This window comes from Dyella tabacisoli (genome assembly GCF_003350925.1).
Taxonomy (GTDB): Bacteria; Pseudomonadota; Gammaproteobacteria; order Xanthomonadales; family Rhodanobacteraceae; genus Dyella_C; species Dyella_C tabacisoli.
The window spans coordinates 1-16,482 of the sequence record NZ_KZ857173.1; the positions used below are offsets into that span (position 1 = coordinate 1).

Sequence of the window (16,482 nt, forward strand, 5' to 3'; positions counted from 1 at the left end):
TTCGATCTGGCGCATGACATTCCGCTGCGCGCGCAATTGTTCCGGCTGGGCCCGCAAAGCCACGTGCTGTTGCTGATGCTGCATCACATCGCCGGCGACGGTGCCTCCTTGGCCCCGTTGGCCCGCGATCTGGCCCAGGCCTATGCGGCCCGCCTCGATGGATACGCGCCGCACTGGACACCGCTGCCGGTGCAATACGCCGACTACACGCTATGGCAGCACGATGTGCTGGGCGAGGCGTCCGATGCCGACAGCGTGATTGCCCGGCAGATTGCGTATTGGCAACAGACTCTGGCCGAACTGCCCGAGCAGATCGCCCTGCCTACCGACCGCCCCCGTCCGCCGGTCGCCAGCTATCGCGGCCAGCATCTGCGTTTCGATATCGACGCCGCGTTGCATCGGCAACTGTTGACCCTGGCCCAGCGCCACGGCGTGACCCTGTTCATGCTGCTGCAAGCGGCACTGGCGACCTTGCTGACTCGCCTGGGTGCGGGTACGGATATCCCGATCGGCAGTCCCATCGCCGGCCGCACCGATGCAGCGCTGGACGATCTGGTCGGCCTGTTTCTCAACACGCTGGTGCTGCGTACCGACACCTCGGGCAATCCCAGTTTCGAGGCCTTGCTGGCGCGTGTACGCGAGACCGATCTGGCCGCTTACGAGCATCAGGACTTGCCGTTCGAGCAACTGGTGGAAGTACTCAATCCCACCCGTTCGCTGGCCCATCACCCGTTGTTCCAGGTGATGCTGGTGCTGCAGAACAACGCCAGCGCGTCGCTGCAACTGCCTGGCCTGCAATGCACCCAGCAAGCTACCCCGCTGACCGTCGCCAAATTCGACCTCAGCTTCGATTTCTCCGAGTGGCTGCTGGAAGATGGAACCCCTGGCGGTCTGTATGGAAATCTTGAATTTGCCCTTGATCTGTTCAGTACCGATGCCGCGCAAACGCTTATCGACCGCCTGCGACGACTGCTCGCAACAGTCGCCACCGATCCTGCTCAACCGATCGGCGCTATCGATCTGCTGGACGATGCCGAACATCAGCAGCTACTCGCCTGGAACAACACCGCGCAACCGATCCCCGCGCTCACACTACCGACCCTGTTCGAGCAGCAGGTCGCGCGCACGCCCGACGCCATTGCCGCCGTCTTCGAGGATCAAGCTCTCGAAAATCAGCGCCTCAGCTACACCCAGCTCAACGCGCAAGCCAACCGTCTGGCCCATGCCTTGATCGACCAGGGTGTCGGCCCCGAGACCCTGGTCGCCGTCGCCTTGCCGCGCTCGCTCGACCTGATCGTCGCCTTGCTCGCCGTACTCAAGGCCGGCGGCGCCTATCTGCCACTGGATACCGACTACCCCGCCGAGCGCCTCGCCTTCATGCTCGATGATGCGCGGCCGGCCTGCGTACTTACCCGTGCCGATATCGCGACCCGCTTGCCGCACACCGCACCGTTGTTGTCGCTCGACCACCCCGACACCATCGCGCGCCTGCAACACGCACCGACCCACAACCCCGCCGATACCGAACGCCTGCGTCCGTTGCAGCGTCTACATCCGGCCTACGTCATCTACACCTCCGGCTCCACCGGCCGACCCAAGGGCGTACCCAATACCCACGAAGGCCTGGTCAATCGCCTGGCCTGGATGCAGCACGCCTACGGCTTGCAGCACGACGACGTGGTCTTGCAGAAAACCCCGTCCAGCTTCGATGTCTCGGTATGGGAGTTCTTCTGGCCGCTACTTGAAGGCGCGCAGTTGCTGCTGGCCAAACCCGAAGGGCATCGCGACCCGGCCTATCTGACCGCGTTGATTCGCGAACAAGCGGTGACCACGCTCCACTTCGTCCCTTCGATGCTGGAAGCGTTTCTGCAGGAGCCCACTAGCGCCGACTGCACCGGCTTGCGGCGGATACTTTGCAGCGGCGAAGCCCTTCCCGGCGCGTTGCGCCAGCGCGTGCGCGAGGTGCTGGATCGACCGCTGCATAATCTCTACGGCCCCACCGAGGCGTCCATCGATGTCAGCGCCTGGGCCTGCCAGGACAACGATACTGGCGTCTCAGTGCCGATCGGCGCGCCGATCTGGAACACCCAGTTGCACGTGCTCGACGAGCACTTGCGGCCCTTGCCGATCGGCGTGGTGGGCGAGTTGTATATCGCCGGCACCGGTCTGGCCCGTGGCTATCTCAACCGCCCCGGCCTGACCGCCGAACGCTTTGTCGCCAACCCATTTACACCTGGCCAGCGCATGTATCGCTCCGGCGATCTGGCCTGTTGGCGGGCTGATGGTCAACTGGAGTATCAAGGCCGCATCGACCATCAAGTGAAGATCCGCGGCTTCCGTATCGAGCTGGGTGAAATCGAAGCGGCACTGACCCAGGCCGGCTACCCGTTGAATACGGTGATCGCACGCGCGACGGGTTCCGATCAAAAGCAAGTGGTCGCCTATGTGGTCGCCGCGCACATCGATGTCGCTGCGTTGCGCACGCAACTAAGCACCCGATTGCCCGACTACATGGTCCCGGCCGCCTTCGTCAGGCTCGATGCCCTCCCGCTCAGCCCGAACGGCAAGCTGGATCGCAAGGCGCTGCCCGCGCCCGATTTCACGCCGACCAGTATGCGTCTGCCCAGCACGGCACAAGAAGTGATGCTGTGCCAGCTATTCACTGAGGTATTGGGGCTGGACCGCGTCGGTGTCGATGACAGCTTCTTCGACCTCGGCGGTCACTCGCTGCTGGCAAGTCAGTTGGTCGGCCGTATCCGCAGAGAGCACGGCGTCGAGATAAGCATCCGCGCCATGTTCGAGGCGCCTACTGTCGCAGCCCTGGCCAAGCGCATGGTCAACGGCGATAGCGAGGAGGCCAGCAACGCCTTCGAAGTGATCTTCCCATTGCGTGCCGGCGGCAAGCGGTCGCCGTTGTTCTTCTTCCATCCAGCCCTGGGGCTGAGCTGGCCGTATGCCGCTCTGATGCGCTATATCAGCGCCGACCACCCCGTCTATGCGGTGCAGGCGCGCGGCTACGCAGATGGAGACAAACAGTTGCCCGCCGACATGGAGGCGATGGTCGAGGATTATGTCGCGCAGATTCGACGTATCGATCCAGAAGGCCCGTATCACCTGCTCGGATGGTCGCTAGGCGGAAATATCGCCCATGCGGTGGCTACACGCTTGCAGCGAGAGCAAGCGGATATCGCCCAACTGGTGCTATTTGACAGCTATCCGTCACTGGCTACCGACGCCCCTGCGGCGAGGGCAGCCGACCCTACGGCGCTATATGCGCAAATCCTTAAAGAAGTGTATGGGCACGTGCCGGAGTCCTACCTGCAAGAACCCTTCTCGTACGAAAAAGTCCGCGACCTGCTGCGCGAAAGTGCATGGTCGTCGCTATCCGAGCGGCAATTGGAAGTATTAGCTTCCATTTACCAAAACAATTGCCAGGTACAGCAAAACCATCGCGCCGGATACTTCGCCGGCCCGGTAACGTTATTCATGGCCACACAGGAGCGCGACGGCAGCAACTCCATGCCGGAGGACTGGCAGGACTTTGTAGACGAGATCGTCGTGCACCCGATCGACAGCACCCACGGCAACATGATGAACCCGCAAGCGGTGCGGCATATCGGCCCGTTGCTGTCAGACCTGCTAGCCGAAGACCGGGAGGTATGTCGCTCTTGAATCTAATGCAAACCGCTGCCGAAAAACTTGAACCCCGCAATCACTTACCTGGAGAAAAGTCATGAGCAATCCCTTCGAAGATACCAACGGCACTTTCCTGGTCCTGGTCAACGACGAGAAACAGCATTCGCTATGGCCGCAATTCGCCGAGATCCCGGCAGGCTGGAAAACCATGTTCGGCCCAGAGCAGCGTCAAGCTTGCCTTGACTACGTCGAGAAGTACTGGACCGATATGCGTCCCGCCAGCTTGGTGGCGATGGAGCAGTAAGCGGCCGCTTACGTTACACAGGCCGTATCGATATTCGATGGCCCACCTTTGGTGGGCCATCGCCGTCTATATAGATGTACCCATCTCCTGCCTTCAGATTGACTGCATCCATTTCAACTCGGTTAGAAATGCACGGCAATACATTGAATAACATCATTTTATTTCCTCACCCTGACTGACGACGGACTTCGCCGGCACAGACATGGATGCCTCCCGACTTCACCGCGCTTTCCAAGTCGCCCAGGCAAACCACCCCTACCGCTGAGATTTCAGGCTCGTGTGGAGTATGTTTGCGGTCCCATCCCGGTCATATGGATGTCGGAGCATGGGGACGTCGAGGGGGGACAATGGAGGCGATGACATGATCGGAAGGTCGCGTGCTTTCAGGGAGATGTTGGCGCTTATCGAGAAAATCACCGCATATGACGCACCCGTATTTATCGAGGGTGAAACCGGCACGGGTAAAGAACTCGCGGCGCGTGCGATTCATTATCAAGGACAGCGTCGAAACGGCCCTTTTGTTCCACTCAATTGCGGCGCCCTGCCCGACAGCCTGGTCGAGAGCGAATTGTTCGGTTATTGCCGTGGTGCATTTACCGATGCACGCACCGATAAACCCGGCGTAGTCGAACTGGCGCACAAGGGCACCTTGTTTCTCGATGAGGTGGATGCACTGTCGTGCAAAGCACAAGTGGCCTTGTTGCGCTTTCTGCAAGACCAGCAGTTTCGACCGGTGGGCGGCTGCGCCGAGCGTCGTTCGGACGTCCGTATCGTTGCGGCGACCAATCGCAAACTCTGCGATCTTGAGGCGCAAGATCATTTCCGCATGGATCTGCTTTATCGGCTACGCATTCTTCATTTGCATATGCCGCCTTTACGCGAGCGCGAGGATGATGCCGAACTATTGGCCGAGCATTTCGTGCAAATCGGCAGCGTGCGTTTTGGAAAATGCGTTCGGCCGATCGATACGCAAACCCTACGCTGGTTCAAGTGTTATGGCTGGCCGGGAAATATTCGTGAACTGGAAAACCTGGTTTATCAGGGCTTTTTGCTCAGTGACGGCCCTTGCGTGCACATGGCCGCACCCGCGGGGTTGCAACCGGTGGAAACCAGCGCGAGAGAAATACTCTTGAACTATCGCTGTGCGAAGGATCGCGCTATTACCGAATTCGAGACACATTTTTTACGTCAAGCCATGCTTCATGCCGGCGGCAATGTATCGGCCGCCGCCCGCCTGATCGGCACCGAGCGCCGTCACCTTGGACGCTTGCTGAAAAAATACTGTATCGACGCATCGATACCGGCGAATTCGGAGCCTGCTCGACTTCTTTAGATCGGTCCGATCCCGAAACCGCCAGTCACATGCCGAATCCCCGCGTGCCCTAACTGCGGCTCTGGGAACTTGGCCACTATTAGTGCCCCTGAGATTTCCAAGTGGCCTGCGCGGCAATCGGTTCCCGCGTGACGCCGTTCGCTCCGGGCGCCACGCGGGAGTGGTTTCATAGCACACAGCAACAACTGCTAACAGCCGTAACCGCCAGGTCCACCGAAGTAGAAGTAAGTGCCCCAGTAATTGGTGGGCGGCGTATAGCCACCCCAGTACGGGCCGGCGATGGTGTAGCAGCTAGGCGAGGGCTGGGCCACGGTTAGGCTGTCCCAGATGGCATTGGCATTGGGGTAGTCCCAGTAATAAAGCTGGCGCTGATAGGCTGCATAGGACCATCCGTTGCTGGCGTAATAGCCGCTGCCTTCCGGCGGCCAGGGATTCGATCCCACCGACTCGCTGCCAAACTCGAGGAGCTGGGCATTGGTGCGCATCGGACCGCTTCCGTAGATCGAGCCGGGGTAATAGCCCACCCAGGTGATGCCGCTCGGGCTGCCAAGCCCCAGCCACCAGTTGCCCTGAAACAGGTAGAACTGCGCGGTGAACTCGTACTGCGCTCCACCCACCGTACTGTAGTTCGCAAACGGGCCGCCGATGAACCAACTACCGTTCACCTGCACAAACGCGCCACAGCTCAAGTTGTAGCACCCGGTGCTCCCGTAGCCGTCCGCGGTCCAGTAGATGAAAAGCCGGGCACTCTGATTCCCGTACAAGCCGGGGTAGTTCTGCCAGCCCACTTCGGCGGTTTGCAGCACCGGGGTATAGGCGATCGTCCATGACTGCGCCAGGGAGAAAATTTCTCCAAGCCCCGTATCCACGTAAGGAGACCACAGATTGATCGTGTCAGTCTGCCCCGTGTTGTTGACGTACTGATATGTATAGGCGTACTTGTGCGCGACCGCGCTAGGTGGATACACCGTCTTACTGGGGACGTGTTCCGCTCCGTCCGGTGCCTTCTGGAAGTAATCCCTCAATGTGGGGAAGCGGGACAGCTCCTTCAGCGTTATCCGACGCATAGGGATGGTGCCCTCGCTGCAGATGCGGGAATGCCCGTATTCGTCGATCTTCTCGTTGGCCGCCAATTGCGAGGTGACTGCCTGCGGTTGCTTGAGGCCAGTGCCATCATTACCGCCGATACGGACTGACGGAAATGTCGTTGGGACCGGCGGTGGTGCGGCAATGGCTTTCAAGCCGCCCTGGCGTGCGCCTGGCTGTTGCAGCATCGGTACGCAGTCGAAATAATCGCCGCCCAGAACGAAACTCTGCTGGACCTGCACCCCTTCATAGACATGAAGAACATGCTGCCGCATGTCTTCGAAAGCCGCCTCGCTCTTCACTTTATTGTTGCCATCCAGCACAAAATTCGTCGCATGGGACGAGTGGGTGTTTTCCATAAACTGCTGGAACGAAACAAACTGCGTTTGATTCGCTTGCGCCGCCAGCGGAAAACTTCCAGCAAGCGCAAACAAAGCTCCCAATACCCATGGCAGCCGCTCGTTACACGAGCGTAGTTGGTAATTGATTGTGCTTTTCACGACAAAAATCCTCCGTTTAAACAAAGAAAAGATAATCTAGTCGTAAATCCATCAACCAACCTGACCTAGCCGATAAAATAGCTGAATGCCAGGAGCGCCGGCTTGCGTCATTGGGTCGCGAACCAGGCGCGCATAAACGCACCCTCGGCAACTTACGATGCCGCAAGATAGTATCGTGAGGCCCGAACTCCCAAGAAAAATGAAAACCACAAGCCAAGCTTTATGATAATTAATCATGCATACCATCGAGTCAATCGTCCATAAGGCATATGCCTGCAAAAATGCGCACTGGCAAATAGAAAATGAATACGCTGTCACGAAATAGAAAATTGAGACTAATATATTTAATTATGTGAATATAAATAATCATTTTCATGAAATATTAGTTGACCATGTAACCATTCCCGATCATTAGGGAAACTCTGATTTTCCCTGTGTGCGCTGGTTTGTGGGCATCGATCTGGGGCGCGAGCCGGCGCCGGGTGAGACCACGGTGTGCAAATTCAGGCACCTGTTGGAAGCGCAGCGCGATCAAGGCGATCACCGATGAGAGGCTGGGCGAGCTGACGGCGCGCAGGTGCAACCCTTGTTCGCGCCCTCGAACCTGTGGCTGGCACGTTGAACCTTGCCAGCCTCGACAGGCGAGGTGCGTCTGTGAAGCGGGAAATGGCTTAATCAGAGGCAGATCAGTGGTTCGATCATGAGAAACGGCCGCTCAAATCGCCATTTCTCGCAACCATGCCGAAGTTTCCTCACGGCCATATGGACGGCTATTTTATCCCCAATAGATCGGGCCATCCCTGGAACGACCGATGCCGGCACCACCTGTGCGACCGCCCGCCCCGCTTGCGCTTGATGACACCCACCCCCTGGGTGCCGCTGCCCCCACCCCTATCAGTGCGTTTTCGCTGCTTTGATGCGTTTTATATCGCCCGCAGTGAGGCGGGGCGAACCCACCCCGCCTTTTGGGTGATTATTTAAATCAAGCAATATCAACAGCTTAATTAACTCACCGTACTGGCACGCCATTTGCCTCTGAGAGCAAGTAGGCATTACGTCGATGAGATAGGGCGGAAGTGCACCGATGGCTTGCGATGACGACGCCACGAGGAAAGCAAGCCTGCGCGCTGCGGTTCTCCGTCATATCGCAGGGCACCCGGATGCATCCGACACGCTGGAAGGCATACAGCGCTGTTGGCTGCTTATCTCCGTTACGCCTGATGTCTCGCGACTGCTTGAGGAAGTGTTAGAGGCATTGGTGACAACACAACAGATGCGGCGCACATCGCTGCCCGATGGCGGCGTGCTTTACACGGCATTACATCAAGAACGCTGACTTAAGAACGCTCACCTCGGAACGATCAAGTCAATAAAAGGACGTTGTGGATGTATCAGGCATTGCATGCGACCAGCGCGACCTTGCAGAAATTTCTCGGCGATCAAATCGTTGCCGATAACTTTCTATATGCCCCTGGTGCGCCTTATCGCCAACGCTCGATGGCCGTTGTGCTCAATACGCCCAAGGAAATGGAGGAGAACACCCAGGAGGGTATTTCGCTGTGGCTTTATCGCGTGGTGCGCGACGATCAACGCCTCAACGATCCGCCGCTGCGCACCGGCCCGCATACATTGAAGGCGCCGCCGCTGCCGCTGCGCCTGCACTATCTGGTAACCCCACTGACCTCACGCGCCAACAAAGGCGACCCGGATACCGAGCAGTATCTGATGGGCAAGGTCATGCAGTGCCTGCATAGCCATGCGGTGATGCAAGGCGCCGACTTGCAACAAGAGTTGAGCGGCACCACCGCCGAACTTCATGTGCGGCTGGAATCGTTGTGCCTGGAAGAGCTGACCCGCGTATGGGATGCCTTGGAGGGGTCTTACCAACTCTCGGTGTCCTATGAAGTGAGCGTCGTCAACATCGACGCCGCACAAGCGCCGGAGCCGATCGAACCAGTGCTGGAAGTGATTCCGCGTGCGGGCCTGATCGTGAGTACCGCATGACCTACGAAACCGTCACGGTCGGCAGTTATCAATACCAGGTTGCGTTCGACGCGCCGGTACCGGTGCGTGCGCATCCCTGGGCCATCGCCAGTGGCCGCGTGGTGGACGAGCTTACGGGAGCGGCGCCCACGGTGCCGGTAACGATCCAGGTGCAGGAGCCGGGCTTGTCGGTGGTGAGTGGCGCCGACGGTACGTTCGCCCTGGTTGCGCTGCCCTGGCAGCGTTTCTCGATGTTCGACACCGGCGCGCTTTCTCTGCACCTCACTGCGATAGCCAGCCATTACCTCAGCTACACCTGGGAAGCGCACTTACTCGATTTGCGCAGACATGTCGCCGCACCGGCGGTGGCTGCCGGCGCCACGCAAGTCACGTTGAATAGCACCGCCGGGCTTTTCAGCGGACAGACGCTGTGGTTCGGCCCCACCGGCGCCACCGAGGAAGCCACCCGCATCGCGGCGTTAGGCCCTGGCGCGCAACAAGTCACGCTGGGTGCGCCCACGCAATTTGCGCATGCGGTAGGCGATGTCGTGGTAGCCGACGAGTACGCCACTACCGTGCTAAGCGATGCTCCGCTGCGGCGCGCGCCCACCGTATTGCGCGGACGCACCTATCGCCGGGACGATGCCACGCAGACGATTACCCCATTGGCCGGCGCGACGATCAAGCTCACCGATTTCTGGCGCAGCCTGCCCGCGTTGCGCGCGATGCAGCCCGGCGCAATGACCGATCCCAACCCCGCGCTACGCCAGTTTGCGCTGGCGTGCGCGCCGGGTATTTATCTCGCGCATGGCAGCGGCACATCGCTGCAAGCCCTGCCGCTATCGCCCGTGCCGGGCACTGAAAAAAACCTCGCCGCAGCCTGCGCGGCCGGAGCGACAGCCTTGTCGCTGACCGATCGTGTAGGCGTCAGTGCCGGGCGCGTGCTGTGGCTGGATGCCGTGCAGGGCGACGCTGCCGAGGCATTGCCCGTGCAAAGCATCCCAGCCGTTGGCAGCGCGGTTGAACCCGTCAGCGCCACGCTGAGCATGCCCACGCAAGTCGTGCATGGCGTGAACGCCGGGATCCAGGTTTTACAGCCGATGGCCGCCACGGCGAGCGCGACGTTGCGCGATGCGGCGGCGGCCGGGGATCGCTGCGTTCTGCTCGATGGCTTGACCGGCCTCACCGCCAGCGGCTGGGCCGAACTTGGCATCGGCGTAGCGGAATACCAGCGCGTGAGCTTGTTGAACGCGATAAGCGACGCCGACGGCTATTTCCGATTTCCGCCGCTGCATCGCCTGGCCGCCCTGCAATTGCAGGCCAAGTCAGGCGTGCTGCCGCTGATGAGTCTCACCGTACAACCCGACTACACGCAAAGTGAAAACTGGATCGACATCGTCTTCGCCTGACCGACATCACTTGACCAACCTCGCTTGGCTAAGGGAGAACAGCAATGCCTGAATATCTCGCGCCTGCCGTCTACATTGAAGAGATCGACACCGGCTCCAAACCCATCGAAGGGGTGAGCACTAGCACCGCAGGCATGCTGGGCATGACTGAGCGTGGACCGGTCAACGTACCGGTGCTGGTAACCAGCTACGGCGACTATGCGTACTGGTTCGGCGAACGCCTGGACCCGGCGCTCTTCCCTGGCGAAACCTGTTACTTGCCACATGCGGTGGAAGGCTTTTTCACCAATGGCGGCCAACGCCTGTTCGTCTCGCGGGTGCTGGAAACCGCCAGCGCGGTTTTCGCCGACACCAAGCTGTTCGACCGCGGCACGGCGGCGGCCGTCTCCACGCGCCTGTTGACGGGAGTCAGCGCATCGCCGCCCAGCAGCACGATTTATGTGCTGAGCAATACCGGCCTGAATCTCACCGTGCCACCCACCTGGGTACAGATCGGCGATGGCTCCAGTGCCGAATTCCGCACTGTGCTCGCTCCCGCCAGCACACCCAATAGCGTGGCTTTGCGCCTGCCATTGCATTACAGCTACGACAATGCAGCGGCGGCCGTCACGGTCGATCATTTCCCGGCCGCCCTGGTCGCGGCATCGTCGCCCAAGCTGCTGGTTGCCGTGGTGCCCGGCGGCACCGCCATCACCATCGATAGCGGCACCGGCATCGCCGCTGGCACCCTGATCCGTCTGGGCACGATCGCCAACGGTGACGAAGAATTGCTTTATGCCAGTGGCGCGGCGACGCCGGCGGGCAGCGGCCGTTTCGAAGTGATGCTGAGCACACCCGCCAGTTTCACGCACTCGGGCGGCAACCCGGCCGACAAGATCGATGTACTCAATGCCTTTGTCCCCGACCCACCGGCAGCGGCGGCCGACATCACCACGCTAGCTGCTCCCGGTAACTCGGTAAGCGCAGGCAGCTCCTTGTTGTTCGTGGCCGCGCCGGGCAACTTCCTGACGGCTGGCGATCTGGTTCGCATCACCGATGGCAGCCACACCGAGCTGCGGCGCATCGGCCATCTCGGCAGCCTGCCGCTCGCCACGCCAGCTTATGCACCCTATCTTGCCGGTGCGGTGGTCGAGGAATGCACGGTCGCCGACGACATCTACGGTAATCGCAGCGTCACCGTCGCCGCCGCGGCAGGCGATACCACGCTGACCCTGGACAAACGCCAGGGCTTGTCGGTCAGCGATGTGTTGCGCATCGGCCTCGCGGCTGATCCCTTGCACGAATTGATCGAAGTCGCTGCCATCGCCAATCATCTAGGCGGCGTCGATCCCGGCGTGGTTACGCTGAGCGCCCCGCTACAACGCGCATGGGCAACCACCACCCAGGTGCGCGCACAAGTAGTGACACGCACTACGACGCCTGCGGCAACGCTATCGATGGCGGCCGCCAGCGGCGATGCCACGCTCATCATCTCGGACTTCAGCGGGCTTTCGGCTACCAGTGTCCTGCGCATCAGTGCCAGCGGCGATCAGTACTTCCATACCCTGAGCGCCGCCCCCGCCGCACTCAATGCGCAGCCGGTGACCTTGAATGCGCCGCTCAATCTGATGCACGCCGCCGGCGAGCAAGTCATAGCGCGCACGCCGCTATTGACCGTGCGCGCGCTCGATCAAGGCGCCTGGGGCAACCGGTTGCGTGTTGCGGTGATCGACAACGACCCGCCTCTGGCCAAGACCAGCATCCGCTCGATTCAGGACAACCAGCATCTGCGGCTGATATCGGCTAACGGCATCGAGGCGGGCACGGTATTGCTGCGCGTCGACGCCGCTGGGCACACGTTGTCCACGCACAAGGTCATCAAGGTCGATCGCCAGAGCGATTCGCTGATTACCCTGGATGCCGCCACGCCATTGCCAGGCACGGCCGCCGTGGCCGACCGCGTGGTCTCGCAAGAGTTTCAGCTCAATGTGTATTTGCTGCGCCAACCCGATCCGGCCGTCCCCACGCGTAGCGAAACGATACTGACGGTCGAGGCGTTTCCCTATCTGTCGATGGACCCGCGGCATAGCCGTTACGTGCACAAGGTGATCGGTACCACCTGGGTCATCGGCGCGGCGCCGCCACTGGACGACGACGGCCAGCCGCTGCGCAAGAGCGACCGCCGCTCCGAGGGCGAATCCTGGCTGATCCGCATCCGCGACGAGCAAAGCGACTTGAGCAAGAAGCAAGCCGTGCGCCTGGGGCCGACACCGTTGACCGACACCCTGCCCAGCGGCGCCAAGCAACCGGCACGACTCTCGCTGACCGGTGGCGACGATGCCGTGGCAACGGTCAACGACACTACGTATATCGGCCAAGACGACGTCGAGCCGGAGCTGCGCACGGGCTTGTACAGCCTGCGCAACGAAGAGGAAATCAGCATCGTCGCTGCGCCGGGCCGTACCGGTGCGGCGCTGCAGGGGGCGGTGATCGCGCATTGCGAAAACATGCTGTATCGCTTCGCCGTGCTCGACGGCCCGCCACCGCCCGATGACCAGCTCACCGACGTGCAGACCTTGCGCCAGCAGTTCGACAGCAAGTACGCCGCCATCTATCACCCCTGGCTGGTCATACCCAACCCCTACCCCGTCAATCTGAGCAGCATCGCCGATTATCCGGTGCCGCCCAGTGGACACGTGATCGGCGTGTATGCGCGCGTGGACAACGAGCGCGGCGTGCACAAGGCCCCGGCCAACGAAATCGTGCGCGGCATTACCGGATTGCGGCGGCGCCTGCACAAGGGTGAGCAAGACATCCTCAATCCCTATCCGGTGAACATCAATGTCATCCGCGACTTTCGCGGCGACAGTCGCGGGTTGCGCGTCTATGGCGCACGGGTCATCACCAGCGATCCCGATTGGAAATACGTCAACGTGCGGCGCCTGCTGATTTTCATCGAGTCATCGCTTAACCGTGGACTGCAATGGGTGGTGTTTGAACCCAACGCCGAACCGCTATGGGCGCAGGTGCGTCGCTCGATCAGCAACTTCCTGACCCAGGTCTGGCGCAGCGGTGCGCTGGAAGGCACCAAGGTCGAGGAAGCCTTCTTTGTGCGCTGCGACCGCACCACGATGACGCAGACCGACATCGACAACGGCCGCTTGATCTGCCTGATCGGGGTAGCTCCGGTGAAACCGGCGGAATTCGTGATCGTACGGATTGGCCTGTGGACCGCGACCGCGACTGACTGAGGAGTAAAGCATGGCTACCGCCGAACGTAGAGATCCGTACCGCGCCTTTAATTTTCTATTGCAGATCGACGGCATTCCCCTCGGTGGCTTCAGCGAAGCCAGCGGACTCACCGCCGAGGGCGATGCGGTCGATTACCGCGAAGGCAGCGACAAGCAATCGAATGTGCGCAAGCTGGTCGGCTTGCGCAAATACGCCAATATCACGCTCAAGCGCGGCTACACGCAGGACACCTCGCTATGGGATTGGTATATCAAAATACGCAACGGCGTACCGGATCGGCGCAACGTCACCATCGTGCTGATGAATGAAGCACGCACCCCGGTACTGCGCTGGCACGCCGAAAACGTGTGGATCAACAAGATCGAAGGCCCCAGTTTCAAAGCCAGCGGCAACGAGGTGGCGATCGAATCGGTCGAGCTGGTGCACGAAGGCCTGATTATCGAGCCGGGCAGTTAATACATGGCCGCTTATGCCACCCCCGGCGTTTACTACGAACGCGTCGATAGTGACGCGGCGTCGGTGTCGCCGTTGCGCACCGACATCGCCGGCTTCGTCGGCATGGCGGCGCGCGGCCCCTTGCATATACCGATGCCGGTGCAATCGTGGCGACAGTTTCAAGCCTACTTCGGCGACTGTATCGGCGGTGGTTATCTGGCCTATGCCGTGCGTGCGTTCTTCGAGAACGGTGGCCGCCGCGCATGGATCGTGCGCATCGCCTCGTCGTGGGCCGACACTGCCGCGTTCGATCTGACCAATCAGGCGGCACAGCCGGCCTGGAGCATTCGTGCGATCAGTCCGGGCGGATGGGGCAACACGCTGCGGGTAGCGCTGCGGGCGACGCACCGCGTGCAAACCTTGATGGACCCGCTGCAATCGACCCCGGAATACGCGCGGGTGACCAGTGTGGCCGGGTTTCAACGCGGCACTCACGTGCGGATACCGATCAAGCCGGGCCTGGCGGTGTACCGCATGGTCGCTGCCGTCGATGCACCCGCGCATCGGCTGTACTGGGTCGATCCCGATCCACGCGGCCGCAGCGACGCGCAACAACCGTTGACCGGCCTGGACCCCAACAGCACGCCCTTGCTGGAAAGCGTGGAATACACCGTGCTGGTTTTCGATGGTGCGCGCCTGCTGGCCACCTATGAGGGCTTGTCGTTGCTACCGGATCACCCTCGCTATGGCCCACAGGTGCTTGCGCCACTGCCGGCGCCGCCGCCCGATCCGCGCGACTGGAAACTCCCGGATACGCCGCCAACGCTTTGCATTGTCGAACTGCGTACACCGGCGCAGATCGACGCCATGCAGCCGCTGGCGGATGCCGCCGTGGGTTCGCTGCTTGGCGGTGGCGTCGATGGCCTGAATCAACTGACGGTGCGCGACTTTATCGGCGAGCCGGTGGACCTCGCCGACGACGATGCCGTGCGGCGCGACAAAACCCGCGGGCTCGCGGCCTTGGCGGCGATTTCCGAAGTCGCGCTGCTGGCGATTCCCGACATCCATATTCAACCGGAGCAGCCGCCGCTTTATCAGCCCTTGCCGCCGTGCATTCCCGATCCGTGCCTGCCGCAGCCGCCACCGCCCGATGCCATGCGTGTGTCGGTGGATGCCGATCTGCCGCCGCGCTTCAGCGACGCGGCGGTTTATCAAGTGCAGGCCGCGATGGTGCAGCAATGCGAGACATTGCGCGATCGCTTCGCCTTGCTCGACGCACCCTACGATTGCGTGCGCGATCCGCGCTTAGGTATCGCCGCCGTGCGCGCATGGCGGCAGCGTTTCGATTCGCCTTTCGCCGCGCTGTATTACCCCTGGGCGCGCGTCGTCGATCCTTTGTTTTTACCTACCGTACGCTCGCGCGATATTCCGGCCAGCGGCCATGTAGCGGGTTTTTGCGCCGCCACCGATATCGCCGCAGGCGTACACAAAGCGCCCGCCAATGGCGAGTTGATCTGGCTGCAAGACCTGACTCAGCCTGTCGATACGGTGACCCACGGCCTGCTCAACGACGAGCATATCGACGTGCTGCGCGCCTTCCCCGGCCGTGGCCTGCGCATTTTCGGCGCACGCACCTTGTCCAGCGACCCGGACTGGATCTATATCAACGTGCGCCGCCTTATCAGCATGATCGCCAAGGCGCTTAAGCAGAGTTGCCAGTGGGCCGTGTTCGAGCCCAACGACATCGTCACCCGCAGCAAACTGCATCTGGCGATCACCAGTTTTCTGTTGATTCTGTGGCAACGCGGCGCGCTCGCCGGCAACGCGGCTCGGTCCGCCTTTTATGTCATCTGCAACGAAGACAACAACCCGCCGGCTATCCGCGATGACGGTCAGCTAATCGTCGAAGTCGGCATCGCACCGGCGATCCCCTTCGAGTTCGTCGTTCTGCGCGTGGGCCGGGTCGGCAACGAGTTCGACATCACCGATACCGGCCAGCCGGGAGGACATGCGTAATGAGCCGCACCGACCCCCTGCTCAACCACAATTTTTTGATTAGCCTGATCGACACCAGCAGCCTGCTGTCGGTGATTGGAACCATTGCGTCCAAGGTCCTGGACAGCGCCGTCGGCGGCTTCAGCGAATGCACCGGCATCGATATGGCGATGGCGCCCGAAGAATACAAAGAAGGCGGCCGCAACGGCGGACTGCTCAAATTTCCCACGCGGGTGACCTGGAGCAATCTCACCTTGAAGCGCGGGCTGGCAAACAGTACCGAACTATGGGATTGGCACTACGGCTTCGCCATCGGCGAAGGCAAGCGCCGGGACGGCATGATTACCTTGCTGGACGAACAGCGAAGCACCCGTTGCATCTGGTACTTCACCCGCGGCCTGCCGATCAAATACACCGGGCCGGCCCTCAACGCCACGCAAAACAACGTCGCCATCGAAGCCATCGAGATTGCCCATGAAGGCCTTTATCAGGTGGGCGGGCTGGGCACGATCAGCGGCGCCATCGGCGCTATTGCCGGATTAGTCGGCTGAATGACAGCGAGATAAGTGC

The 16,482-nt window shown here is 61.1% G+C and carries 10 protein-coding genes; 9 read left to right on the forward strand and 1 reads right to left on the reverse strand.

Features of this window, described 5'->3' with window-relative positions; all coding sequences use genetic code 11:
* The 3 genes from DVJ77_RS00005 to DVJ77_RS00015 form a co-directional block, all read left to right on the forward strand.
* Positions 1 to 3,672, forward strand: a 3,672-nt coding sequence (locus DVJ77_RS00005; protein WP_114843437.1) for a non-ribosomal peptide synthetase, incomplete at its 5' end; no start/stop codon positions are given.
* A 61-nt stretch (positions 3,673 to 3,733) separates the two neighbouring features.
* A complete protein-coding gene (locus DVJ77_RS00010; RefSeq protein WP_114843438.1) occupies positions 3,734 to 3,940 on the forward strand; it encodes an MbtH family protein in 207 nt (68 codons plus the stop codon).
* A 361-nt stretch (positions 3,941 to 4,301) separates the two neighbouring features.
* Positions 4,302 to 5,273 carry a sigma 54-interacting transcriptional regulator gene (locus DVJ77_RS00015; RefSeq protein WP_114843439.1) on the forward strand — a complete coding sequence of 324 codons (972 nt, stop codon included), beginning with the start codon at positions 4,302 to 4,304 and terminating at the stop codon, positions 5,271 to 5,273.
* 188 nt (positions 5,274 to 5,461) lie between these two features.
* Here the strand turns inward: DVJ77_RS00015 and DVJ77_RS00020 are convergent, their stop codons facing one another.
* On the reverse strand, positions 5,462 to 6,859 hold the full coding sequence (locus DVJ77_RS00020; protein WP_114843440.1) for a neprosin family prolyl endopeptidase: 1,398 nt from the start codon (positions 6,857 to 6,859) through the stop codon (positions 5,462 to 5,464).
* Between the two features lie 1,386 nt (positions 6,860 to 8,245).
* On the opposite strand from DVJ77_RS00020, the gene DVJ77_RS00035 reads away from it, so the two are divergent.
* The 6 genes from DVJ77_RS00035 to DVJ77_RS00060 all read left to right on the forward strand — a co-directional run bounded on the left by DVJ77_RS00035 (position 8,246) and on the right by DVJ77_RS00060 (position 16,463).
* Positions 8,246 to 8,863 carry a Pvc16 family protein gene (locus DVJ77_RS00035; RefSeq protein WP_114843442.1) on the forward strand — a complete coding sequence of 206 codons (618 nt, stop codon included), beginning with the start codon at positions 8,246 to 8,248 and terminating at the stop codon, positions 8,861 to 8,863.
* Positions 8,860 to 10,251: a peptidase associated/transthyretin-like domain-containing protein gene (locus tag DVJ77_RS00040; RefSeq protein WP_114843443.1), complete on the forward strand. Its 1,392-nt coding sequence runs from the start codon at positions 8,860 to 8,862 to the stop codon at positions 10,249 to 10,251. Before DVJ77_RS00035 ends, DVJ77_RS00040 begins: the two co-directional genes overlap by 4 nt.
* Positions 10,252 to 12,302: 2,051 nt before the next feature.
* Positions 12,303 to 13,481, forward strand: a complete 1,179-nt coding sequence (locus DVJ77_RS21655; RefSeq protein WP_425480309.1) for a phage tail sheath family protein — start codon at positions 12,303 to 12,305, stop codon at positions 13,479 to 13,481.
* A gap of 10 nt (positions 13,482 to 13,491) precedes the next feature.
* Positions 13,492 to 13,938 carry a phage tail protein gene (locus DVJ77_RS00050; protein WP_114843445.1) on the forward strand — a complete coding sequence of 149 codons (447 nt, stop codon included), beginning with the start codon at positions 13,492 to 13,494 and terminating at the stop codon, positions 13,936 to 13,938.
* A gap of 3 nt (positions 13,939 to 13,941) precedes the next feature.
* The gene (locus DVJ77_RS00055; RefSeq protein WP_114843446.1) at positions 13,942 to 15,933 is read left to right on the forward strand and encodes a phage tail sheath family protein; all 1,992 of its coding nucleotides are present in this window, start codon (positions 13,942 to 13,944) and stop codon (positions 15,931 to 15,933) included.
* Complete coding sequence (locus DVJ77_RS00060) at positions 15,933 to 16,463, forward strand: phage tail protein (protein WP_114843447.1); 531 nt, start codon at positions 15,933 to 15,935, stop codon at positions 16,461 to 16,463. The genes DVJ77_RS00055 and DVJ77_RS00060 overlap by 1 nt, the downstream gene beginning before the upstream one ends.
* The last annotated feature ends 19 nt before the right edge of the window (positions 16,464 to 16,482 follow it).